Consider the following 23653-nt stretch of genomic DNA (forward strand, 5'->3'; position numbering starts at 1 on the left):
CCTAGGTTCCGCTGCGCTGCACCCAGGCTACAAAATATTTAATCTATGTGGAATTTATCCAGTCGTGTACATTGTTTAAATCAATTTCCTGATCAAGAAGTAAGTTGTTATGTTAAAAGAGATGATGAGTTAGGCTGTGGTATCAGTGGTTCAAAATTACGTAAATATGCTAGCCTTTTCCCTTTTTTGATTGAGCAAGAAATTCGGCACTTAATTATTATTGCAGGATCCCAATCCAACAATTTACTTGCTGCATTACAATTAGCGCGCGAATTTAAGCTGAAAGTAACAGCTTTCTTGATACAGCCTTGGCAATTGGAGCTGCACGGGAATTATAAATTAAGTCGTTTATTTCTTAAGGAGCAGGAAATTGTCTGGGTTGCTCGTAACGATTGGTCGAAGGTTAATGAATTGGCAAATAATTACCTGCTGACATTAAAGGAGCCTGGATTTGTTTTACAAGAAGGAGCAAGTGTTCCGCAAGCAATGAACGGTGCGTTAACCCTTGCTGATGATATTATTTTAAATGAGCATTCATTGGGATTTACGTTTCAACACATTTTTATTGACTCGGGAACAGGATTTTCTGCAGCTGGACTTATTAAAGGTTTGAACCGATTAAGTCATTCTGCCCGGGTTTATGTATTGTTATTGGCTGATGATGAGCTAACGTTTCGAAATAAACTAAAGCAATGGATTGAACTAATTCCCCAGAATTTTCTTTGTTTTTACCCTACTACGGCCAAGGCTTTTGGCTCAGTGAATCAAACCATTAAAAATGAAATAAAACGTTTGGCACGAGAAGAGGGGATTTTGGCTGATCCCATTTATGCAGCAAAGCTATTTTATGAGTCAAGGAAATACATCAAAACTGAACAATTGAAAGGTAATGTATTAATTATCCATTCCGGCGGGACCTTAACGATGCCGGGGTTTGATTACGAGTAGCTTAAATAGACTTTTTTTTCGATTCTACTGCAAAAGAATTAAATGATAAGAATAAACAAACCCATAAGATGAATCATTCATCTCTAATATTTTCTGGTTGGTGTGCACATCGGACCTCATCTTAAGATTACTTTAAGAATAGAGTTGTATAATTTAGCTCATATACATATTGATCTAATCTTGCTATGGATTTAAAATTTGAAACGAGTCAGACTCCTGTTGAGTCTATGGATAAGTCGAAAGCACCCGAAGCAGCTGTGAGGCTTACCTGCATGCACAATTCTATGGTTTTTAACAAAACAGAATTCCTGTGTTGTGAACATGAAGGGAGGCCATTTAGATACTCCTCCAATAATCAATTAGAAAGGTCATCCGATCCTCTTCTAGCAGCCGAATTAGCAGTTTTTTCGGGAAATCTCCTAAAGTTTATTTTGGGCGAACCTCAACCAGACTATTATTTAGCCAAAAATAAAGAAAAAGGTAAATACTACCGCATTTCTAATGAGTTAGAGCGTTATGAAGATTGGGTTCGGGTTATTAGAATTGACTCCAAAGGCGAGATATTTTTTAATTGGCCAGAGAGTGTCGAGAAACCTATCTTATCGGTAAAAATTCGTCAGCTAACCGCTATCATGGTGGCTTGCCATTTTTTAGGGGAAATTGATTGGGCTGATGATAATTTTGGGTTTGTAAACATAGGAGATGAATTTATTGCTGTACGTCTTGATCCAGGCTGCAGCTTTCATTCTTCGGTATTTGAGAATACCTACACTAATTTGGCTGATCGATTGGAAAATTTATTAATTTCCTATATTTCTGAGGAAATTAATGAAGACCAGGAGGATTCATGGCATTATTTATCAAGTCTTATCGACCATGAGAATAAAAAACTTAAAGCCCCAGTAGCAAAACTTTTATTTAGCAATAGAACTGAATTGATTACAACACTTTGTCGGATAGCGGAACTCACGAGGGAAGACCTGGAAATGATTGCTAAAAAATCATTTTCAAAAGAACATTGGTCTTACGCAGAAGATTATATTAATCAATTACTAAATCGGCAGGAATCTTATCAAGAGGCCCTCAATACGCTTTCCAAAGCAAAGAAACAAAAGCATGATGACATGGCATCTGATGTCGTGACTCCTTTAAAATACTTTGAACCACCCAGAGACAATTCCACCCCCTCTACTGGCTTGTATCTAATGCAGAATTTTTCACTGGAAAGAAAAAGAAAACGATTCAACTTACCTGAATCTATCACAGAAGAACCGGATACACTCTCTCTAAAGGATAACGGTGAATCGTTTCAACATGGTCATGCAGTTATTCTGCAGCAATCTCAGTTACAAATAGAAGAGGAAGAAACGACAGATCTTAGTCCGGAAGAAAACCATCGAGGCACAATACACAGACTTGGCTTTTTTAGCACCAACGAAGCACAAACTATCAAAGAAGAAGAAAAAGATGAACTTAGGAAAGTAACAAGATCAGAGTTCATGACAGATAGTTAAAAAACTAGTCATAGCATTTATCTCTGCAGCGAGTTTTTAAAGAGATTTAATAGCAAATTTCATTCTTTACCCCTTGAAATTTATCAATTCAAACCCTATATGACATACATCATTAAGAAAATGTGTCATAGGAGATTAGGTAAATGTCAAGTAAGCAACAAACCATGGGCTTTCAAACAGAAGTAAAGCAAATGTTGCATTTGGTAGTGCATTCACTTTATAGCAACAAGGAAATATTTTTACGCGAGTTAATCTCCAATGCTTCTGATGCCTTGGATAAATTAAGATTCTTAGCTTTATCAAACGGCTCGCTGTATGAAAATGATTCTGATTTAAGAATTACTATTGATGTTAATGAGAAGTTAAAAACAATTACGATTAAAGATAATGGTATTGGTTTAAGTTGGGATGAGGCTGTTGACAATTTAGGTACAATCGCGAAATCGGGCACCAAAGAATTCATGAGCCATTTAACTGGGGAAAGTGCAAAAGACTCTCAATTAATCGGACAATTTGGTGTGGGCTTTTACTCAGCATTTATTGTTGCCGATAAGGTAACTGTTAAAAGCCGACGAGCGGGAGTGAAACCCGAAGAAGGAATTATTTGGGAATCCAATGGCGAAGGAGAATTTACCATTGGTTCTGAAAATAAAGCAACTCGTGGTACTGAAATCACCTTACATATCAAAGATGAGAATGATGAGTTTCTCAGCAATTGGCGTCTGCGTAGTATTATCAGTAAATATTCAGATCATATTTGCTGGCCAATTGTTATGAAGAAAATTTCTCAGGATGGAGATAAAGAATCAAACGAATATGAAACGGTAAATAAGGCAACAGCCTTATGGACAATGCAAAAATCAGATATTTCTGATGAAGAGTACAAACAGCTTTATAAGCATATTTCTCATGACTTCCAAGATCCGCTCATTTGGTCGCATAACCATGTTGAAGGAAAGCATGATTATATTTCTTTGCTTTATATTCCCGCACATGCGCCATTTGATTTATGGCAACATGAAGTCAAACATGGCTTAAAGCTTTATGTTAAACGTGTTTTTATTATGGACGATGCAACTCAGTTTTTACCTCGTTATTTGCGTTTTGTAAAAGGTATTGTTGATGCGAGTGATTTACCACTTAATGTGTCGCGAGAAATTTTACAAGACAATAAACAAGTAGAGAGCATCCGTTCTGCATGTACAAAACGTGTTTTAGCCATGCTTGAAAAAATGAGTGCTCAAGATAAGGAAACCTATCAAAAGTTTTGGAATGAGTTTGGATTGGTTTTAAAAGAAGGGCCAATTGAAGACTTTACCAATAAAGAAGCTATTGCCAAGTTGTTGCGTTTTGCAACAACGGCAACTGGTTCCGAGAAACAAGAAGCAACCTTGGATGAGTACGTCAGTCGTATGAAAGAAGGACAGGACAAAATTTATTACATCACTGCGTCCAGTTATAATGCGGCTAAAAACAGTCCTCACCTAGAAATTTTTAGAAAAAAAGGAATTGAAGTATTGTTGCTTAGCGACAAAGTTGATGAGTGGCTGGTTGGTTATTTAAGTGAATATGTAGGAAAGAAACTGCAGTCTATTTCCAAAGGAAAGGTAGAGTTAGGCGATGAATCACCTGAGCAAATCAAAGAACAAGAAAAAACTCTTGAACCTTTGCTAAAACATATTAAGAAGGTTTTGGATACACGGGTTAAAGATGTGATGGTGACAAACAGGCTGACCGATTCACCTGCTTGTGTTGTTGCAGATGAGCAAGATATGGGATTAGAAATGCAACGTATTTTGCAGGCTGCTGGTCAGCAGGTCCCTATAAGCAAACCTGTATTTGAAATAAATCCTGAACATCAGTTAATTAAACGGTTACATGATATTCAGGATGATGATTTGTTTGAATTATGGGTCACTATGCTGTTTGAACAAGCCGTTTTAGCTGAGGGTGGGCAATTAGATAATCCTGCAGACTTTGTAAATCGAATTAATAAATTATTGGTTTCATCTGCAGTTTAATATTTAGCTGCACCCGGGCTACTATACTGCCAGTTTAAGAATAGTGGCAGAGGGAAGTAGCAGAGCTGCCATTTATGGCAGTTCTGCCTCACTCCACCCACATTACAATTTTTAATTAGGGGGGAAACGTACACCCTTCAAGAAACTCATCCATATATGGGGCTGACGGGGTACTTGTATCTTGATATGCAGCTTGAGAGGTATGTTGAGCTTGCCCAATAAATGGTAACTGACTGCTTGGATATTGCACCGTTACTTGTTTTGCCGTGTTTAATTTCAATTCAGCCTGTTGCTGTAACCTCTCAATGCGTTTATCAAGCACGCTCAGATTACGTTCAGCCTCACTTATTTCATTTGCTAGTTGAGGAAGTATTTCATTTTCAAGCGAAATTATTTCACTATCTTGCTGGGAAATTTTTGCACGATTATCTTTTATCATTGTTTTGTTTTTATTTAATTGATTGCTGTCCATACTGTTTTTAACTGTGTAAATCAATGCAGCAATAAACAGACTTAACGTAAGGACAGCAAGCACTGCGGCTGGAGCCATAAATAGAGGCGTTACCGCAAAAATACCTCCTGCAGCAGCTACTCCTGCGCCGGCCCCTCCAGTCGTCAAAAAAAAGAAAAGTAATCCTATTTTGAGAAGAGTATTCCTATAGTTACGACGTTCTGCAATAGCGATTTCTAATTGTTCACTTTCCTTGCCTAAACTTACATTTTGTGACGCTAGCTGCGGATTTGATTGTTTAAATTGTTCCACTTTTTTTTCTTTTTGAGACTTATCCGCTACTATTTTTTCTTTCTCAAGAAAAGCGTTATTTCGTGCCAATCTTATTTTTTGTTCTTCTGCTTTGCTTGAAAGGTATTCATGCATGAGTTGAATTATTTGCTTTAGCGCTTCATTTTCCTGGTAACTTTGACTTGTTGTCGATTGCAAATAAATTTCAAGACGTGTAAGATAAGTTTGATAGCTTATCTCAATAGCTCGCTGCATCAATTGTTCTTGTTTTTGATGCAGTTTTTTGTGCTCTGCCTCAATAGCTTTTTTCAGTGAATGACGGTTTTCTTCTGAAAGCTGCAATAAAGTAGGATCATCTGCCAAACGTGCTACTTCTCTTGTTGTTCTTGCTTTCGCTCGTATCTGTCTTTGTTTTACTTTTTCGGCTAAATCCAAAAGTTTTTTGCTAATTTTATTTAGACTTTCAATCAGCTCTTCATGACGTGATTGTTCGCTCTTCAAGCCTCTTTGGAGCGAGCTTAGTTCTTTTGTAAGAATATTTTTCTCTTGTTCTAAGTCTGTTTCTGGGTGTCCATGTTGTGTTGTACTTGGGTGGTTATGAGTTGTTTTTAAATGCGAAGCAACTTCCGGGTGAGCATGGGGTTTATCATCATGTTGCTCGATTGTTTCTGGATGAGAATGACTATGAGCAGTTTTTGAAAGAGGATCCACAGTCTCTGGATGGGAGTGATGGTGATGCGTTTCTTCGTCTTTCTTCCGAGTAGCTAAAATAAGTTCATCAATGTTTTTTATGCGGACTTGAAGGTGATGAATATTCTCTTGGTACTTTTGTATCTCTACCTCTCTAGATCTTGTTTTCTCACGCAGGAGTTGCAATTGAAACTCTAAGCTAGTTGCCAAAAGAGAATCATCCTCCGACTCTTGATGATCACGTCTTTGTTCATCTAAATCGTATTGGTGTTGTTTTTTACAGGCATCTAATGTTAATTTAGAAGCTGATTCCTGCTGATCAATCTGAAGAATATGAGATAGTAGAACCTTAATTTCGCTGGTTACAAAAGGAATTGGCGATAAAAAGATACATGAGTTACGCAAAGTAGAGTAGTTAGACCTCTCGATGTATTTATCTGTTATTTGTTCAACTGAAAGTTCAAGATTTAATGTTGATAGCGACATACTCCAATTCCCTCCGTAAATATTTAGTGGGCATTTTATATAAGTGTTTTAGAGAGTCAATAAGTATCATTTTTTAAAAAATTCTGGAAAATGATAGTCTTACTTTTCCAGAATTGATTGATAGGTCATGTGTTATGCATATGGAAGAACTAATACAGCTGTTCCTACATCAATGAAATGTTCATTGAGCCATTTTGCTGCCCCAGGTAAAACACGAATACAGCCATGACTGCTATTGTATTTAGGCACTTCATATGCAGCATGAATCGCATACCCATCATGGAAATGCATGCAATAAGGCATTTTGGCGCCTCCTACTACATGGCCATCGCGGGCAATAGGGTACTCATTAGATTTACAGTCGGCTCCTTTTTTATTGAATACATGATAGGTTCCGACAACAGTACGGCACGATTCATGAATATCATCGCAATAATCCATTCCACCAGAAGCACTACCTGTCATAACTCTATTCCCTTGGGCGTCATAAGCGGCCCACGCACCAGCTTTAGGGTCAAAAATAAAGAGTTTTTTGCCTTGGACATCTCGTTTCATGGGAAATATGTTGCGGCCTCGTGTATCATCTTGATAGGGAGTGGTGTAATGCAAATTGCCTGCGTCATCTGCAATTACATCGGGTTTATCAGTAACACATGAGGTGATTAGAAGGCCTATTAACGGTGTGAGATACATTATTTTCTTCATCACATATTTATCCTTAAAAAAGCCAATTTATGCTTATTGTAAAAAAAAGGCTCGAATATCGAGCCTTTGTTAAATCTAAATAATTTCTGAGTTTTAAAATATTATTATTCGTCAGTTAAACGAAAATATTTAGTCCCAAAATATCTTTGGAGTTTCTTTCTGATTGTGCCGCGGCTAATGCCTAGCATCTTAGCAGCTTGCAGTTGATTGCCACGACGTTTTTCCATTACTGCTTGAAGTAATGGAGGCTCAACTTCAGATAATATCATATCGTAAAGATCATCAATGTTTTTGCTTTTATTTTCGGCAAGAAAACGAGTAACTAAACTATAGACCAAATCTTGCAGACCTTGATCTTGTTTCGTTATGCTTAATGTAGCTTCAGGTGTTTCAATGACAGTCATCTTAACTTCCTTATTATTAATTAAATCACACATTCCAATTGCTAACATTCAAAATGAAAGCAAAATTAATTGTACATGAAGGATAATTGATATTCTATATTTTTAAGAGAAAACTATGCATTTTTTTCGAGCAATTCATTGGCCACAAGATTAAATAATGAGCGATCGGATTTTTCTGAAGACAATGAGTTTTTTACCCTATTTAAATGGGAAATCATTTTCGTAGGTTGCTCTGGATCATTGAAAAAAAGATCAATATAACGGGTCAATTCATGAGCATTGCAATCATATTGTAAAAACTCAGGGATAATCATTCTATTCGCTAAAAGATTGCATAGACCAAAAAATTTGACTTTGATAAATTTCATTGCCAACACATAGGAAAGAAAGGAAGATCTGTAAATAATACACATCGGTTTTTCTAATAGAGCACACTCAAGAGAGGCAGTTCCTGATGCAACGATAACAAAATTTGCGGCGGCCATGCAGTGTACTGCTTGGCCTTGTACAAAGCTAACAGGTAAATTTAGGTTAGAAAAATAATGTTTGATTTTTTCTGGATTAATTGTATCTGCAATGGGAATTACAAAGTGTAAATTGGGATAACGTTGCTGCAAAATTAGAGCGGTGTCGCGCAACACCGGCATATGATATTTTATTTCGTTAACACGACTTCCGGGAAGAAGGGCAAAAATGTTTGCCTCCTGAGGAAGGCCCAACGCTTTGCGTTGTGATTGGCAATCATCAACAGATGTTATTTTTTCTACTAAAGGATGACCAACAAAACTCACTGGAACTTGAGCTTTCTCATATATAATTTTTTCAAAAGGCAAAATAACTGCCATTTGGTCAATACATTTTTTGATAAGATGAATGCGATTTGCTTTCCAGGCCCAAATTTGGGGGCTGATGTAATACAGAATCTTAATTCCTAGTTTTTGCTTTGCATATTTTGCCAGTCTTAAATTAAAACCCGGATAATCTACTAAAATGAGTAGATCCGGCTTTTGCTGATTTAAATGTTTTTTAATTGCCAAAAAAGCCTTGCGGATTACATTAAGGTTGCGGATAACTGCTGTAAGTCCAGTGACACCAAAGCGAGCTAAGTCAGTAATTATTTGGGCTCCAGCTTCCTGCATGTGTCTGCCGCCAATTCCACTAATTTCGATATTTGAATAGGCAGCTTTTAATTGGCGAATCAGAACGGATGCATGAACATCGCCAGATTCCTCACCTGCAATAATAACAATAGACTTTTTTCCAAATTCTACTTCGGTGGAAAATTGCTTCGTCGATGCGGTGCTCGAATCTTCATGTACCGGCGTGTATACTCCGGTTCTGTGCTCCGCTTTGCCTCGCACTTTCCTCACTGCAGCGAGTTTGGAAAAAAGTCTAATGCGTTTAGAGTCTTGCATGATGTTCAATTAAGTTATTCTGGATAAGCGAAGTTATTGTTTCTGCAACATCAAGTGCGTGGAGACCATCTTCACCGGTTACAAGTGGAGTACTGTCTTGCTGGATGCATTTGATGAATGATTTTATTTCTTCAAATAATGCATCACCTTGCTCATATTCTTTTTCTTCTCGAACAATATCGGGAATTCCAGGAAACATTTCTCCAGTCCCTTTTTTAAATACAGCAAGTTTTTTGCTCTGATAGTCAATTGAAAGATAGGAGTTCTTTTGGAATATCCTGGCCTTGCGCTCTGTTTTAAAACTGACGCGGCTGGCCGTAAGATTAGCCACGCACCCATTGGCAAATGTAATTCGAGCATTTGCTATATCAATCGCTTTGGTAAGTATCGGTGTGCCTTGAGCAAGGATTGAGACGATAGGGCTTTTTACCATATTTTGAATTAAATCAATATCATGGATCATGACATCAAGAATTACGTTAACATCAGCGCCACGTGGTTTAAATGGAGCTAAACGTTCTGATTCAATAAATAAAGGTGTTTCTAAATATTCATCCAAAGCCAACCGTGCTGAATTAAAACGCTCAAGATGTCCAACTTGTATTTTTACTTGGTGTTTTTTAGCAAGTTGAATTAATTCTTTTGCTTGAGCTACAGTCTCAGTAATTGGTTTTTCAATTAAAACATGGATGCCTTGCTCTAAAAAAGCTTTGGCGATTTCAAAGTGTTTGTTCGTTGTTGCAGCAATACTCACTGCGTCAACTTTGTCAAATAAGCCATGGTAGTCATTATAGCCAGGAACATGCAATTCCTGTGATACTGTTTCCAACACAGTGGGATTCAGATCGCAAATCCCAATTAACTCTGCATTTGGAAGAAGTTGATATTTTTGTGCATGAAATTTACCTAAATAACCTACACCGATGACTGCACAACGAATTTTACTCATTATCTTCATATGTCAATTATTTGTGCGCATGATCGCATTTCTTGGATGATAAATCAATTTTAAAAGAGTATTATTAGCCAACGTTAATGCCCAATGACTATACTGATTAAAGAAAGAGAAGAATATTATGCTTATAGCTGGCGTAGATGAAGTAGGACGTGGTCCTTTGGCAGGTGCAGTGGTAACTGCAGCAGTTATTTTAAAAGATCCCATAGAGGGTCTTGCTGACTCGAAAAAATTGAGCGCAAAAAAACGCGAATTATTATCCGAGCAAATAAAGGAGCAGGCTATTGCTTATGCATATGGCAGGGCAGAGGTAGATGAAATTGATATCTTAAATATCCATCATGCAACTTTGCTCGCGATGCAGCGTGCAGTTGAAGCGCTACCCATCAAGCCGGATCGTGTATTAGTGGATGGTATATACATGCCAAAATTGAGTATTCCTTGCAATGCAATTGCACAAGGTGATAATTTAATCCCCGAAATTAGTGCCGCTTCAATTCTTGCAAAAGTGTTCCGAGATGCAGAAATGGTAGCGCTTGATGTGATTTATCCCGGCTATGGGTTTGCAGAACATAAAGGATATGCGACAGTTGCTCATCGAGAAGCATTAAGTCGACTTGGGCCTTGTGCCATTCATCGTCGAAGTTATGAACGAGTAGCAGAATTTTTTTAAATTTTTTTAAATAATGTAGCCTGGGTGCAGCGGAGCGGACCCTGGGCGTTTTAGCACAGCATACCATATCGGGATCCGCTGCGCTCAGGCTACAAAATACCAGGGCCACAATGTGCTCACATTACAATCAATTTAAGCTATTAAATAAAATTTTATGGGAACTAATAGACATCAAGATCCCGAAGCTCGCTAAAAAGGTAACCATTGCAGTGCCTCCATAGCTGACTAAAGGCAAGGGAATGCCCACAACCGGAATAATTCCCATGACCATCCCAATATTGACAAAGCCGGACATAAAAAAGGACATAGCAAGGCTTGCGGCTAAGAGGCGGGTATATGTCGTTTGGGCATTAGATGCGATGTTTAGACCTCTTAGAGAAGTCAAAACAATAAGGGCAATAATGGCAAATCCACCTGCGAAGCCAAACTCTTCACTTGTTACTGCAAAGATAAAGTCTGTAGCATGTTCGGGTAAAAAGTTAAGATGAGACTGGCTCCCTTGTAACCAACCTTTTCCAGCAAGTCCACCTGAGCCAATGGCAATCTTGGATTGGATAATATGATATCCAGCTCCAAGTGGGTCTTGTTCTGGATCAAGCAGCATATAAACACGTTGTTTTTGATAATCATGCATGACATGCCAGACTACTGGAATGGCAGAGCCTATTAGAAGTATGAGCAACAAAATAACTTTAAAACGAATTCCAGCTAAAAATACAACACATAGTCCAGCAGCAGCCACCATAATCGCAGTACCTAAATCGGGTTGTTTTGCAATAAGCAGCGCGGGAACGCAGATAATGAGTCCTGCAACAGTAAGAGATTTACAGCTGCTAGGGCGAGCTTGCCGATCAAAATACCATGCAGCCATCATTGGGACAGCCAATTTCATGATTTCAGAGGGTTGAAAGCGAAATAAACCCAATTCAAGCCAGCGTTGTGCTCCTTTCCCAATTTTCCCCATAAGCATCACGGCAATTAATAAAGTCAACCCTACGCTATATATCCACGGAGTCCATATTTTATATTTATGAGGAGGGATAAAACCGAGCACAATCATAATGAGGGATGCAAAAATGAGTCTCATGGATTGGCGCAAAATCATACTTGTATTCGCATTGGAGGCGCTGTACAAAATCAAAAGGCCAAAACTGATCAATAAAAGAAGTAACCCCAATAAGGGAAAGTCCAAATGGAGTGATTTTGTAGTAAACCGATAAACGGGTTTAGTGTGTCGTCTGTTCATGAGATTTCATCGGATAAAGTTGATAGTATGTATCAAGCACTTTACGTGCAACAGTGGAAGCAGCAACATCATTCTCTACAACAACAGCCAGTGCAATTTCAGGTTTTTCAACCGGAGTAAATGCAATGAACAATGAGTTATCCCGTAATGCTTCGGGGATGTCTTCATATTTTACTTTTTCATATTGTCTGCCGCTAAATACTTGTGCTGTACCAGTTTTTCCAGCAACTGGATAAGGGGGGTTGCGCCCAAATCGATAACCTGTTCCCTCGTTGCTGGTTAAAACGTTGTGCATTGCATCTGCAACGATGTCCCAGTTTGCTTCATCTTTAAGGTAAATTGGATACTCCTCAACTGGTTTGTATCGTTTGATTTCACCACTGTCACTGTTTACAGTTTTCGTTAATAAATGAGGCCTAAACCGCTGTCCATGTTGGCTTAACGAGGCTGTGGCATTTGCCATTTGTAATGGCGTAGCAAGCATAAAACCTTGTCCAATAGAAGTAATTAAGGTATCACCAGGATACCAAGAAACTCCCTTAGTTTGTTTTTTCCATCGTAAGCTAGGTACAATACCTGCAGCTTCTTCATAAAGATCGATATGGCTTAAATGGCCCAGACCAAATTTTACGAGCATATCTTCAATATTGGAAATACCCATTTTATTTCCCAGTTGATAAAAATAAGTATCACAGGAAACAGTGATTGCTCTTTTAAAATTAATCATTCCATGGCCTGTTTTTTTCCAATCCCTATAGATGTGGCTGGCAGTAGGCAGTTTATATCGACCCGGATCGTAAATAGTGGTTGCAGGGGTGATAAACCCTTTATCTAAACCTGCTAGACCAACAAATGGTTTAATTGTTGATGCAGGAGGATATACACCTCGTACTGCTCGATTAAATAACGGTCTTTGTAAGGTATTTGACAATTTTTTGTATTCCTTAGTACTTACGCCACCGACAAAAATATTGGGATCAAAACTTGGAGAGCTCACCATAGCTAAGATTTCGCCATTTTTAGAGTTAATCACGACAACTGCGCCTCGTTTGTCTTTGAGTGCTTCATATGCTGCTTGTTGAAGTCTGACATCAATACTTAAATAAAGTTTTGCTCCTGAATGAGGATTAATTTTATCAATGACTCTTAGAGTGCGCCCACTGACGTCGGTTTCTACCATTTGGTATCCAACTTTACCATGAAGCACATCCTCATAATATTTCTCAACACCTGCTTTGCCAATAAAGTTTGTTGCACGATAATTAGTTGGATCTACTGCCCTTAATTCCTCAACATTGATTCGACCAACATAACCCAGAACATGAGCTGTGATCTCACCTAAAGGATAATGGCGCATCAAACGCGCTTTAATACTAACGCCGGGAAAATGATATTGATTGATGGCAAAAAGTGCCACCTCCTCTTGAGTTAATTTTAATTTAACAGGTATGGGTACAAAAGAGCGGTTTTGCTTTCGCGTACGTTTGAAATTTTTGATATCTTCTTCTGTAATCGAAGGAATTAATTTTTGTAATTCAGCTAATGTTTGCTCCATGTTTTTAACATGTTCAGGGATAATTTCCAGTACGTAAACAGGAATGTTTTCTGCAAGCAATACACCGTTCCTATCAAGAATTACTCCTCTGGGTGGAGCAATGGGAATAATACTCATTTGATTTTTTAAAGAGAGGGTTTGATATTTTTTAAATTCGGAAATTTGCAAAAATGCCAGTCTTAAAACAAGGATTAAAGATAAAATAATAAGGAAAGCCACCAGCAGATTAATTCTAAAGAGTTGATGCTGGGATTCTGACCGGTAATTTTTAAAAGATTGATTTCGACTCATTGACGCACAGTCAGTTAAGCTGGACTCAAAAACCTGCATAGTAACTTAAAATTGCATGCTTTACTATAGGTTTTAGTTCTTACAGTATTAGACCTCTTGAAACTCGCCACAGAGGACAACTGTATTGTTGGGTGATGCAAGAGAACGGAAGCATAAGGCTCTCCGTCCCTTACCTCTCCTCGATTTAGATAGTGATCGTCTTAAGCTTTAGGAGGTTTTAAGAGTCCCACCAGGGCATCAAACTCTTCATCTATCTCTGATTTAATGGAAGCGCTCATAAATTTTCTAACGGATGGGCAATTTCCTTTTATTTGACCTCCTACACGGTTAGCATCAAAGAATGAGCAGTTACCTTCTTTTCTGTTTTTCCTAAAAGCGACCTGATGTGCGTCGCCGGTATTTTGATGATAAGAAATTATGGCAACATCGGAGTTATCCATAAATTTTTCAAAAGTATCAGGATTAGTAAGTGTTTCAGCTTTTACTTCAAGATCTTCATGTTCTAAGCCTTCAAAAGCTGAGTGTCGTCCATCTTTGCCTTCACTATCAAGTTTGTATTGATGATTTTCAGTTTCAACAGCATCCTTATAAATTTCATGATCAGGTTTTTGTAACCATTCGTCCTCTTTCCCTTTCAGTGACATTTCAACATATTTATTTGTAAGTGGTTTACAAAGACCTACATAAAAACCATCAGCGTATTTATCAAGCAATGCTTTTTGGGTGGTAAAACGCTGATACATGGAATTTTTTGTAAAAAAGCGGGAACGCATTAAAACCTCCTATTAAATTTTGTAGGAATTATATGATAAATTGTGTTTTTTTTAAACATTTAGGTTTTACTAAAATCTCATCTTTGATTAATGAGATCGTCACAGAAATCTTACGTATCTTATACACAATGATCCTGCAGATAAACTATATCAAAAAATATTTGTGTTCAATTTTAGAATAAAATAATCAAAAGTTTTACATAATTAAGGGTTGCTTAATATTTGAACAGTACAATAAGCCTTGTAAGTTTTATTTTTTACAACAAGGGGGAAAATATGAAGGGCAAATATAATGCAGAAGATTTCATTTCTGATTTCGACGAATATGGATTCCATCCAACCCATGAGGACCAACAGGGCCAGGATGAACCTAGTATTGTTGAAGAGGAGCAAACTAGTATCGTTGTTGAAGAGGAACAATCTTACAGAAAAAGTGAAGCAGAGGATTTTATCTCCGATTTCGATGAATATGGATTCCACCCGACCTATGATGCTCAAAAGAGCGAGGATGAATATTCTATAGCTGAAGAAGTTGAAGTCACTGAAGTGGTTGAGGAAAATCAGGAGTTCGACTTTCAAGACCAATCTGATGAAGAATACGGTTCAGTTCAGTATAGCACAGAAAATGATAATTTCGGCGAAATGGGATATCAGTTTTCTGAGTCAGATTGTCGACGTGCAGAAGATGATATCGAACCTGTCCCCACTGACATTCTTAAAGAACAATATTCATTACTCGGTGCGGTTTCTCAATTTCTGTTCGGTAATGAAAAATCAAAAGAAGAATATAATTGCCCTCGAAGGGAAAAATTAGCTCATAGAACTGAAGGTTGCAGTACTCCAGTGAGTGCAGTTAATAAATCACTTGATGAGCAAGGAATTCCTTTGACCAAACAGGAGCTCAATGCTTTTAGTGCTCAATTGGAATCCCAGAAGAAATTTGAGGGCTCCACGAAGGATAAAATAAAGGATCTTGTTCATGAAAAGCAAATCATAGAAACACTAAAAAAGACTGCAGATAAAAAAAGAAAGGAAGGCGATTTATTAAAAGAGAACGGATTAATGGATAAAGATAAGGCTGAAATGCTGAGGAAGGATATTTCGGTAGCAGAAGCTGGATCCCTCATGCACAGTATCTTTCGATTTTTAAAATCGCCAATGAATGGTGCAAGTGTTTCAGAAGACACTTTAGGATCAGGAGCACTTCTATCACAGATGTATGATGATATTGAAAGAGAAATGAATGGCGAGGAAGTTGAAGAAAAAGAAAGAGACTATATTCCTAAATAAAGGGACACCTAACTCGATTAACTGATTTACCGAGCAGCGTTGTAGACGTAGCTCGGTAATTATCAATATGTTCTAAATCTTACTCCTTTAGACAATCTATATAAATAACTCAATTCACTGAAAGCCAATCCATAATCCATTATATGCAGGAGTAGAAAAGGTTGATCACTAGCAAATGGTCCTATTTTTAATTTTTATAAAAAGTCATTCTTACTTGTTCCAATTTTAATATCAATTTAATATTTCCTCGGTTAGTTAATTTTCATTACATGATGTATTTTTCTTAATTAAATAGAAATGCATAAATAGTCTATTAATAAGTCCTTCAACGAGTTGGGTATCAAAGGGTGAGATATGGGTAAACCAGTTCATGTTGTAATAATAGGTGGTGGGATTTCGGGATTGACTTTGGCTAATTTATTAGTTCATGGGAATAAAAGAGTTAAATTTCATGTAACCATATTAGAATCCCGACCCTATTCTTCTAATCAAGAAAGTATCGGTGGAGGTATAGGTATTTGGCCGTCAAGTCAATTGGTATTGAAGAATATGCCAAACTACCAAAATTTTATTGAACAAAATGGGTTTCCTATGCCATTCCCTAGTTATCGGGATTCTAATGGAAGGATATTGGCAAGAGCTAATGAAGATTTTGGAGACCGATTTCCTGTTCAATGTTTAAACCGCGATGATTTAATAAATATGCTGCTAGCCGGTTTAAAAAATAGAGAGGATGTTGAAATTATTACATCACAAAAAATTAACGGATACAAAAGACATAATGATAAAATTGTAGTTAATATTGATGGTAATAAATCATGTAAAGGTGATTTACTCATCGCTTGTGATGGCATTCATTCAAAAATCAGAAATTGTCTCATGTCTGAGTTAGGACTCCCACCAGTCCTCGAGACCGATCTGGGTTATACTTATTTTCGCGCAAATACTGAGATCCCTGTAGATTCCAAACATAAATGGTGGTCAGCATCATTCGAAACATGGGGAACTTACAAATCTAAAAAGTATGGAAACCATGAAATTCGATTTGGTTATGTTCCGCTAAAACCACCAAATGTCTTTTGGTTTATCGCCATTAAAACGCAAGAAAATCACAAATATTTATCGCCAATTAATGGTGTTAAAGTAACTGACGAAGACACTAAGAAGTTTCTAATGGATTTGGTTCGTTCATGGAAACCAATTCATACAGATTCTGGAGATGTTGTAGTTAATTATGAAGAGTTAATTCATCTAACAAATAAAATAATAAGAACTGACATTGCCAAAATTAAAGGGGTTGAAAAATTTCCTTGGACATCACAAGACAATCGGGTTGTGCTAATGGGGGATTCAGCTCATGCTACTGCACCGAATATTGCTCAGGGAGCTGGCTTGTGTATAGAAGATGCAGCTTGTTTGGCATCCAAGCTGAACCGAGTTGATTATTTACAAGGTATATCGGAGTATGAGCGAGAACGAAAACCAAATGCTAAAAGAGTTCAAAATGTCGCGGACTTAGTTGCGACAGTAGGACAAGTTAAAAATCCATTACTTAGAATGCTAAGAAATGGCATAATGCGTACAGCTACTACTTTAGTGCCTTCGCTGCAACGACGCATATTTGAATATTCGGTATCTTTCAGTTTAGGTGGCTCAACAAAGTCACTATATTGGCAAGTACCTAGATTATCGATCACGGATGATTCGTTATCTTCTTTATTCGGTAGACTTTTCCCTACTTCCAGTTTACTTGATGCGCATGTAAAAGAATTTAAAACTTCTAGTGTCGGGGGTAGTGGTTTAGGTGTTGTTACAGTAGAAAAACCTACATCTTTTGCAAAGATACTCGGAACTTTTGCAGGTTTTCCCAGTGATATGAATCAACAACCCTTTTACGCAGAGGTCATCAATTTATCTAAAGATGTACAACGTTGGAACAGAATATTTGGCTACAACACGCCACAACAGAAAACATATTCAACCACACATTCGCTATATTGCGGATTTAACCGACAAATGTATTTAAGTGAAGGTGTGGGTGGTTTTCTGGACAATGCTATTCGATTTATCTATAAAGTAACGCTTCAATCCGATAAGTCGCTAAAATATGAATCCCAAGGTATAACCTTTTTTGATTCATTCAAAATCCCATTACCCTCTTTTTTATTACCAAAATCAGAGTGGAGCGAAAAACCAACAAAACATGGATGGGAATTTGATGGCAAAGTAACTTTTCCTATGATAGGCACCTTATTGCATTATTATGGCCATTTTAAAATTGATAAGAGGAACATGGTAAGAAATAGAAGGATCATTATAGCAGGTGGCTCTGGAATGATTGGGAAAGAAGTGTGTTTGGAGTTTATCAAAAAAGGGTATGACGTATATTGCTTAAGTCGTTCTGTGAATACTCAAATAAATATTGAAGGAGTCAAAGTCAGATGCATTGATGAAGATTGGTCAGAGCTAATTGATAAAAATACAATTATATTAAATTTAAGTGGAGCAAATCCTGGTGCTAAAAGATGGAGCTCTTCGGTAAAATCAGATATAGCAGAATCACGCTTTCAAGTAATTGATACAATAATTCGTAATATAGAAAGAGCCTCCGAAAAACCTTTAAAGTATCTACAAGCTTCAGCAGCTGGATTTTATGGTGATGCCGGCAATGCAATTTTGACTGAAGAAAGCGAATCAGTCGTCGGTGGTGAACCCGGAACAAAATTCAGAGTAGAAGTCTGTAAGGAAATTGAAAAAAGAGCAAAGAGAGCGAATTGTGATGTGGTTAATTTAAGAATTGGACATGTTTTATCTAATACTGGTGGTCTTTTACCCTATTATAGACGATCTGCTTTTTTCAATGCAGGCAGGTTTGGTTCTGGTCATCAATTTGTACCTTTTGTACATGTTCGGGATCTTGCGAAAGCTATTGAATTTATTGCGAGCAACAACAACATTATTGATGGCGCAATAAATATCACTGCTCCGCAGCCGTGTAGTAATTCTGAAATGTTGAACGAGTTGCGATTGATTAAGTGGGGACCGGGAGTACCAATTCCGGAATCAGCTTTAAAATTAATAATCGGTGAATCATCTGTGGTATTAACGGATTCCGAACGAGTACAGCCGAAGAGGTTACTCGATAGCGGATTCAAATTTGATTATAATACCATAAGTGAATCCCTACATGGATTGCAGTAGAAACCTTGGAGACTCCAGTTTGCATCGCTTATGTCACACCTATTTACTAAATTTCTCCCCGTATCCGGAATTTCTACTTGTGATAGGGATGATTATTAATAATAGACCAGGCTCTGTATAAAGTTTCTAACAAAATAATGCGGACTAGGGGGTGGGGTAGAGTGAGTTTTGATAAAGACCAACGTTCATTACATAATTTAAGTATTTCTGGAGAAAGACCTTCGGGTCCACCGATTATAAAGCAGAGATGGCTGCTTGTTTGTTGTAATTGAGATATTTTAAGCGCTAATTCTTCGCTGCTAAATGCTTTGCCTTCAATATCCAGAGCAATAATTCGTGCGTTATTGGGTAAAGCATCTTTGATAAGCGCAGATTCCTTTTCTAATATTCGCAATAAATCTGATGATTTACCTCGGCGAATCAATGGTATTTCAATGAGTTTGAGTTGAACACCATCATTTAAGCGTTTGGCATACTCATTAGCCCCTTGGTTAACCCAGTCGGGCATTTTATTGCCTAAAGTAATGATGGTGATTTTTAACATAATGATTTAATAAAAGTATTTAATCTTTGATCGGCTCTTCCCACAGGCCTTCCAGATTATAATATTGCCTGTATTCAGGCTGCATGACATGAATGATAAAGTCACTAAAGTCAATAAGCACCCAGTCGCCGGTTTCCAGTCCTGTACAATTCATGGCAGGAGAGCCAGCAGATTTCATATCTTCCATTATTTTTTGTGAAATTGCTTTAACATGCCGAGAAGAACGTCCTGAAGCAATAATCATATAATCAGTAATTGTCGTCTGTTTTCGAACATCAATTACTTTAACATCAATAGCTTGATTGTCATCAAGCAACTGCAACAGTTTAGTTAACATTGGGTTTTGATTTGACATAAATGAGACTAATTATTTATAAAAAGCGCCGAATGATAGCAGTATTTTCCCTATTTAAAAAGAGCTGAATGAACCTGCGCAACTCAATTACAGGTAAAATCGCTGGTTAATACAAAAAAATATTTATTAATCATAAGCTTATTTTATTTTTTGTAACGTTTCAATAAGTCGGGGCAAAAAGCACAGCCTACTTTCTGCGGCTTGTCCGCAGAATCCAGGAGTTTCGCTCTGTGCCTGGATCTCTGGATCCTGCGGACAAGCCGTAGGACGTAGAGGAAAAATGCAATTTGCCCCGACTTATTGAGACGTTACATTTTTTTGCATTAAGAGTGTAGGGATTCTCTATTTTGAGGTAGATGAAACAAAATGGTGCCTAAGCTCCATTTTGTTTCAATTTCAAAGATGATGACTCAGTTGAATGCGTATGAGTTAATAAGAATTTGATTACTGCAAATAAGACCAGGCAGCATAAAGCAGCAATAAATAGTATTCCTAATTGTTGAGTGAATGCTGCAGCATAAAGAGTTTTTAATACTGCAATATTTGTTTCGCCCGAAGGAATAGCTGTTAATGAAGCCAGTTTGCCTGATAAAAATCCGCCAATTCCCAGAGAAACAAAAAAGATACCCATCAGGGTGCTCACTTTGTTTTTGTCTGCAAGAAGTGTAATTGCAGATAATCCTACTGGAGATAATAGAAGCTCAGCCAATGAAAACATTAAATAAGCTGGGATAATTAAAAGAGGTGAGAGTAATGCATTCTTGTCAGTGAAGTTGCTGACTAAAGCAATAACAGCATAAGCTGCTGTGGTAATAAATATAGCAAGCAGAAATTTTTTTCCAATACTTAATCCACGCTCCACCAAGTTAAGTTTGGGATTTTTCTTGGCGAGAAAGTAACCAATAATCAGCATTCCTACGCTTTGAATCGTTACATAATAAGGCGCTGGGAAATGAATACCACAAAATGTTGGCTCAACAACTCGTGAAATAAATAGAGTCAATGACATAAACATTTGAAAATAGAAAGACCAGAATACTACTGAAATAATACACAATAAACCAATCACAAGAGTTTGACGTGATTGATTGGCATCTTCCTTGCTGACTGAATATAAGATATAAGCTGCTGAGAACAATACAACCAGTCCAAATATAAGATTGGCTAATTGAGGTGAATTTAAAATATAAAATGATAAGGACCACAGGAATACCATTAAGAAAATGGCGGTAACGATTTTTTTATATTGAAAAACAAAAGGATTGTAGTCTTTAATGTTGTATTTTTTGATACCATGCAAAAAAACGAGGAAAGCTATGATCATCCCAATTGCAGCACTGGTGAAAGAGGCAACCCATCCAAAATACTCGTTTAATATACTTGGTAGTGTGGTTCCTAAAATAATACCTGTAGTAATTCCCATATAAAAAATAGTAAAACCACTCTCACGACGAGCAGATCCCGTAAGATATTCATTTCCTAAAAGGGAGGAAATATTCGGCTTCAATAGTCCCGTTCCTACGGCAATTGCTGCAAGAGATGCTGTAAGTACAGTAGTGTTATCGACTGATGATAAGATACAATAGCTCACAAAGAGTACAACTGCACCGAGTAAAACAGCGCGTTTTTGCCCTATTAATTTATCTGCAATCCAGCCTCCTACCACAGGGGAAAGGTAGGTCAAGGCAGTAAATGAGCCAACTAATGCATAAACTTGCTTATCCGGCCATTTGAAATGCAAAGCTAAATAAAGTGCTAAAAGAGATTGAACTACATAAAAACCATATCGTTCCCACATTTCAGTTGCAAAAAAAATACGGAGTGACTTTGGGTGTTTTTCAGAGTTGGCGTGCACTTTATTTAAATATGTGAGTTTAGGGTAACCCAATTATAACATAGTATCATGAGAGATCATAGACAATGTGTTCTCTTGAAGGTCATTATGAGTGGTAATTAGTAATTATAGTAATCAAAGTGAATAATTATTATAAGATATTTATGAGCTAAACTTATAAAGATTTATCTCAAATAGTCCGCCACTAAAATTGATATCTATGCTCTGAAATAGCTCTGGTGTATGATGCTTCTATTTTATTTTCGTTATGGAGCATTTCTTAATGGAAGACTATAAGACAAATCGAGTAATTAAAGCTAATCGAGGAAATGAAAAACAAGCCAAAAGCTGGCTTACTGAGGCGGCGCTTCGTATGTTGTGCAATAATCTTGACCCGGATGTGGCGGAGGATCCAGATTCTCTAATCGTATATGGGGGGTTAGGGAAGGCTGCTCGTAATTGGGCGTGTTTTAACAAAATTGTTGATGTTCTCAAGACATTAAATGATCAACAAACCCTGTTAATTCAATCAGGTAAACCTGTTGGTGTTTTTAACACTCATGAAGATGCACCTCGAATTCTTATTGCCAATTCTAATTTGGTCCCGCGCTGGGCTACTTGGGAACATTTTAATGAGTTGGATAAAAAAGGTTTGATGATGTATGGACAGATGACTGCAGGAAGCTGGATTTATATTGGTTCGCAAGGCATTGTTCAAGGTACTTATGAAACATTTGTTGCAGCTGCTCGTAAACACTACGCAGGAAGTTTAGAGGGACGTTGGATTTTAACTGGTGGTTTAGGTGGAATGGGAGGAGCACAAACTTTAGCCGGTACAATGGCAGGAGCGAGTGTGTTAGCTGTTGAGTGTGATATATCAAGAATAGAAAAACGTATTAAAACAAGATATTTGGATCGGTATACAACGGACTTGGATGAAGCTTTGGCATGGATAAATGAATCGTGTCAAAAGAAAAGCCCATTATCTGTGGCTGTTTTAGGAAATGCTGCAGAAATTTTTCCTCAGTTGGTTCGGCGAGGAGCTTCTCCAGCGTTAGTTACTGACCAAACGAGTGCTCATGATCCTTTAAATGGATATCTTCCTGCTGGATGGACTTTAGAGCAGGCAGCAAAATTGCGTAAAACTGCACCGGATAAAGTGGTTACTGCAGCAAAACAGTCTATGGCGGTCCAGGTTCATGCAATGCTTGAATTCCAAAAAAGAGGCATTCCTGTTTTTGATTATGGGAATAATATAAGGCAAATGGCTTTTGAAGCGGGAGAAAAAAGTGCTTTTGAATTTGAAGGTTTTGTTCCTGCTTACATCCGACCTTTATTTTGTGAAGGCATAGGGCCTTTTAGGTGGGTTGCTTTATCAGGAGATCCTGAAGATATTTATGCCACTGATGAAATGGTTAAAAAATTAATTCCAGATAATCAACATCTGCATAATTGGCTGGATATGGCGAAGAAGAAAATTGCATTTCAGGGATTGCCGGCGCGTATCTGTTGGGTTGGGTTAAAAGATCGTGCTCGTTTAGCATTGGCCTTTAATGAAATGGTTCGTAATGGGGAAGTTAAAGCGCCTATTGTGATAGGAAGGGATCATTTAGACTCTGGCTCAGTGGCCAGCCCTAATCGTGAAACTGAAGGGATGATTGATGGTAGTGATGCGGTATCTGATTGGCCATTACTCAACGCTTTATTAAATTGTGCGAGTGGTGCAACTTGGGTTAGCATCCATCATGGTGGTGGAGTAGGTATGGGATTTTCACAACATGCTGGAGTTGTGATTGTTGCAGATGGTACTGATAAAGCTGCAAAACGTTTGGCAAGAGTGCTCCATAATGATCCGGCGACCGGTGTCATGCGTCATGCGGATGCAGGGTATGAACTTGCAAAAAAATGCGCTAAAGAAAACTCACTTTGGCTGCCTATGGAATCTTAGAACAGACTTTGTTTGGACTTTTATCTAACAAACTTTTGGTTCTAGTTGTGATCTCAATATTGG

18 protein-coding genes are annotated in these 23653 nt (G+C 37.6%); 7 read left to right on the plus strand and 11 right to left on the minus strand.

Translation table 11 applies throughout. The features are described 5' to 3' along the window. Positions 1-45: 45 nt before the first annotated feature. From A8O27_RS07970 to htpG, 3 genes are all read left to right on the plus strand, one after another. Positions 46-948: a pyridoxal-phosphate dependent enzyme gene (locus tag A8O27_RS07970; RefSeq protein ID WP_058459738.1), complete on the plus strand. Its 903-nt coding sequence runs from the start codon at positions 46-48 to the stop codon at positions 946-948. Positions 949-1133: 185 nt separating this feature from the next. Beyond that, positions 1134-2462: a hypothetical protein gene (locus A8O27_RS07975; protein WP_058459739.1), complete on the plus strand. Its 1329-nt coding sequence runs from the start codon at positions 1134-1136 to the stop codon at positions 2460-2462. Positions 2463-2605: 143 nt separating this feature from the next. Beyond that, positions 2606-4483, plus strand: coding sequence for a molecular chaperone HtpG (gene htpG / locus A8O27_RS07980; protein ID WP_058459740.1), 1878 nt, complete (start codon positions 2606-2608; stop codon positions 4481-4483). 115 nt (positions 4484-4598) lie between these two features. Here htpG and A8O27_RS07985 read toward each other — a convergent pair whose 3' ends face one another. From A8O27_RS07985 to A8O27_RS08005, 5 genes are all read right to left on the minus strand, one after another. Further along, entirely contained in the window at positions 4599-6401 is a 1803-nt protein-coding gene (locus A8O27_RS07985) for a hypothetical protein (protein WP_058459741.1), read from the minus strand. 132 nt (positions 6402-6533) lie between these two features. Then, positions 6534-7106 (minus strand): L,D-transpeptidase, encoded by a 573-nt coding sequence (locus A8O27_RS07990; RefSeq protein ID WP_058459742.1) that lies wholly within the window; start codon positions 7104-7106, stop codon positions 6534-6536. A 104-nt stretch (positions 7107-7210) separates the two neighbouring features. Continuing rightward, on the minus strand, positions 7211-7510 hold the full coding sequence (locus A8O27_RS07995; RefSeq protein ID WP_058459743.1) for a helix-turn-helix domain-containing protein: 300 nt from the start codon (positions 7508-7510) through the stop codon (positions 7211-7213). A 113-nt stretch (positions 7511-7623) separates the two neighbouring features. Beyond that, the gene (gene lpxB / locus A8O27_RS08000) at positions 7624-8925 is read right to left on the minus strand and encodes a lipid-A-disaccharide synthase (RefSeq protein WP_235810531.1); all 1302 of its coding nucleotides are present in this window, start codon (positions 8923-8925) and stop codon (positions 7624-7626) included. Then, positions 8912-9874, minus strand: a complete 963-nt coding sequence (locus A8O27_RS08005; protein WP_058459744.1) for a Gfo/Idh/MocA family protein — start codon at positions 9872-9874, stop codon at positions 8912-8914. Before A8O27_RS08005 ends, lpxB begins: the two co-directional genes overlap by 14 nt. Positions 9875-10001: 127 nt before the next feature. Between A8O27_RS08005 and rnhB the strand changes: the two genes are divergently transcribed. Continuing rightward, a complete protein-coding gene (gene rnhB / locus A8O27_RS08010; RefSeq protein WP_058459745.1) occupies positions 10002-10553 on the plus strand; it encodes a ribonuclease HII in 552 nt (183 codons plus the stop codon). A gap of 127 nt (positions 10554-10680) precedes the next feature. Here rnhB and rodA read toward each other — a convergent pair whose 3' ends face one another. The 3 genes from rodA to A8O27_RS08025 all read right to left on the minus strand — a co-directional run bounded on the left by rodA (position 10681) and on the right by A8O27_RS08025 (position 14418). Beyond that, the gene (gene rodA, locus A8O27_RS08015) at positions 10681-11799 is read right to left on the minus strand and encodes a rod shape-determining protein RodA (RefSeq protein ID WP_058459746.1); all 1119 of its coding nucleotides are present in this window, start codon (positions 11797-11799) and stop codon (positions 10681-10683) included. Beyond that, positions 11780-13645 carry a penicillin-binding protein 2 gene (gene mrdA, locus A8O27_RS08020; protein WP_058459747.1) on the minus strand — a complete coding sequence of 622 codons (1866 nt, stop codon included), beginning with the start codon at positions 13643-13645 and terminating at the stop codon, positions 11780-11782. The genes rodA and mrdA overlap by 20 nt, the downstream gene beginning before the upstream one ends. A gap of 200 nt (positions 13646-13845) precedes the next feature. Next, on the minus strand, positions 13846-14418 hold the full coding sequence (locus A8O27_RS08025; RefSeq protein ID WP_058459748.1) for a hypothetical protein: 573 nt from the start codon (positions 14416-14418) through the stop codon (positions 13846-13848). Positions 14419-14694: 276 nt separating this feature from the next. Between A8O27_RS08025 and A8O27_RS08030 the strand changes: the two genes are divergently transcribed. Continuing rightward, positions 14695-15708 (plus strand): hypothetical protein, encoded by a 1014-nt coding sequence (locus A8O27_RS08030; protein ID WP_058459749.1) that lies wholly within the window; start codon positions 14695-14697, stop codon positions 15706-15708. A 354-nt stretch (positions 15709-16062) separates the two neighbouring features. Then, positions 16063-18909 (plus strand): TIGR01777 family oxidoreductase, encoded by a 2847-nt coding sequence (locus A8O27_RS08035; protein ID WP_058459750.1) that lies wholly within the window; start codon positions 16063-16065, stop codon positions 18907-18909. Positions 18910-18982: 73 nt separating this feature from the next. Here A8O27_RS08035 and rlmH read toward each other — a convergent pair whose 3' ends face one another. From rlmH to A8O27_RS08050, 3 genes are all read right to left on the minus strand, one after another. Then, the gene (rlmH, locus tag A8O27_RS08040; protein ID WP_058459751.1) at positions 18983-19453 is read right to left on the minus strand and encodes a 23S rRNA (pseudouridine(1915)-N(3))-methyltransferase RlmH; all 471 of its coding nucleotides are present in this window, start codon (positions 19451-19453) and stop codon (positions 18983-18985) included. 19 nt (positions 19454-19472) lie between these two features. Next, positions 19473-19808, minus strand: coding sequence for a ribosome silencing factor (rsfS, locus tag A8O27_RS08045; RefSeq protein WP_058459752.1), 336 nt, complete (start codon positions 19806-19808; stop codon positions 19473-19475). 373 nt (positions 19809-20181) lie between these two features. Next, positions 20182-21663 carry a peptide MFS transporter gene (locus tag A8O27_RS08050; protein ID WP_082642463.1) on the minus strand — a complete coding sequence of 494 codons (1482 nt, stop codon included), beginning with the start codon at positions 21661-21663 and terminating at the stop codon, positions 20182-20184. A 262-nt stretch (positions 21664-21925) separates the two neighbouring features. On the opposite strand from A8O27_RS08050, the gene hutU reads away from it, so the two are divergent. Further along, on the plus strand, positions 21926-23590 hold the full coding sequence (gene hutU, locus A8O27_RS08055; RefSeq protein ID WP_058459753.1) for a urocanate hydratase: 1665 nt from the start codon (positions 21926-21928) through the stop codon (positions 23588-23590). Positions 23591-23653: the final 63 nt, after the last annotated feature.

Origin of the sequence: Legionella bozemanae, assembly GCF_001648595.1 — a bacterium.
In the GTDB taxonomy this organism is placed as follows: domain Bacteria; phylum Pseudomonadota; class Gammaproteobacteria; order Legionellales; family Legionellaceae; genus Legionella; species Legionella bozemanae.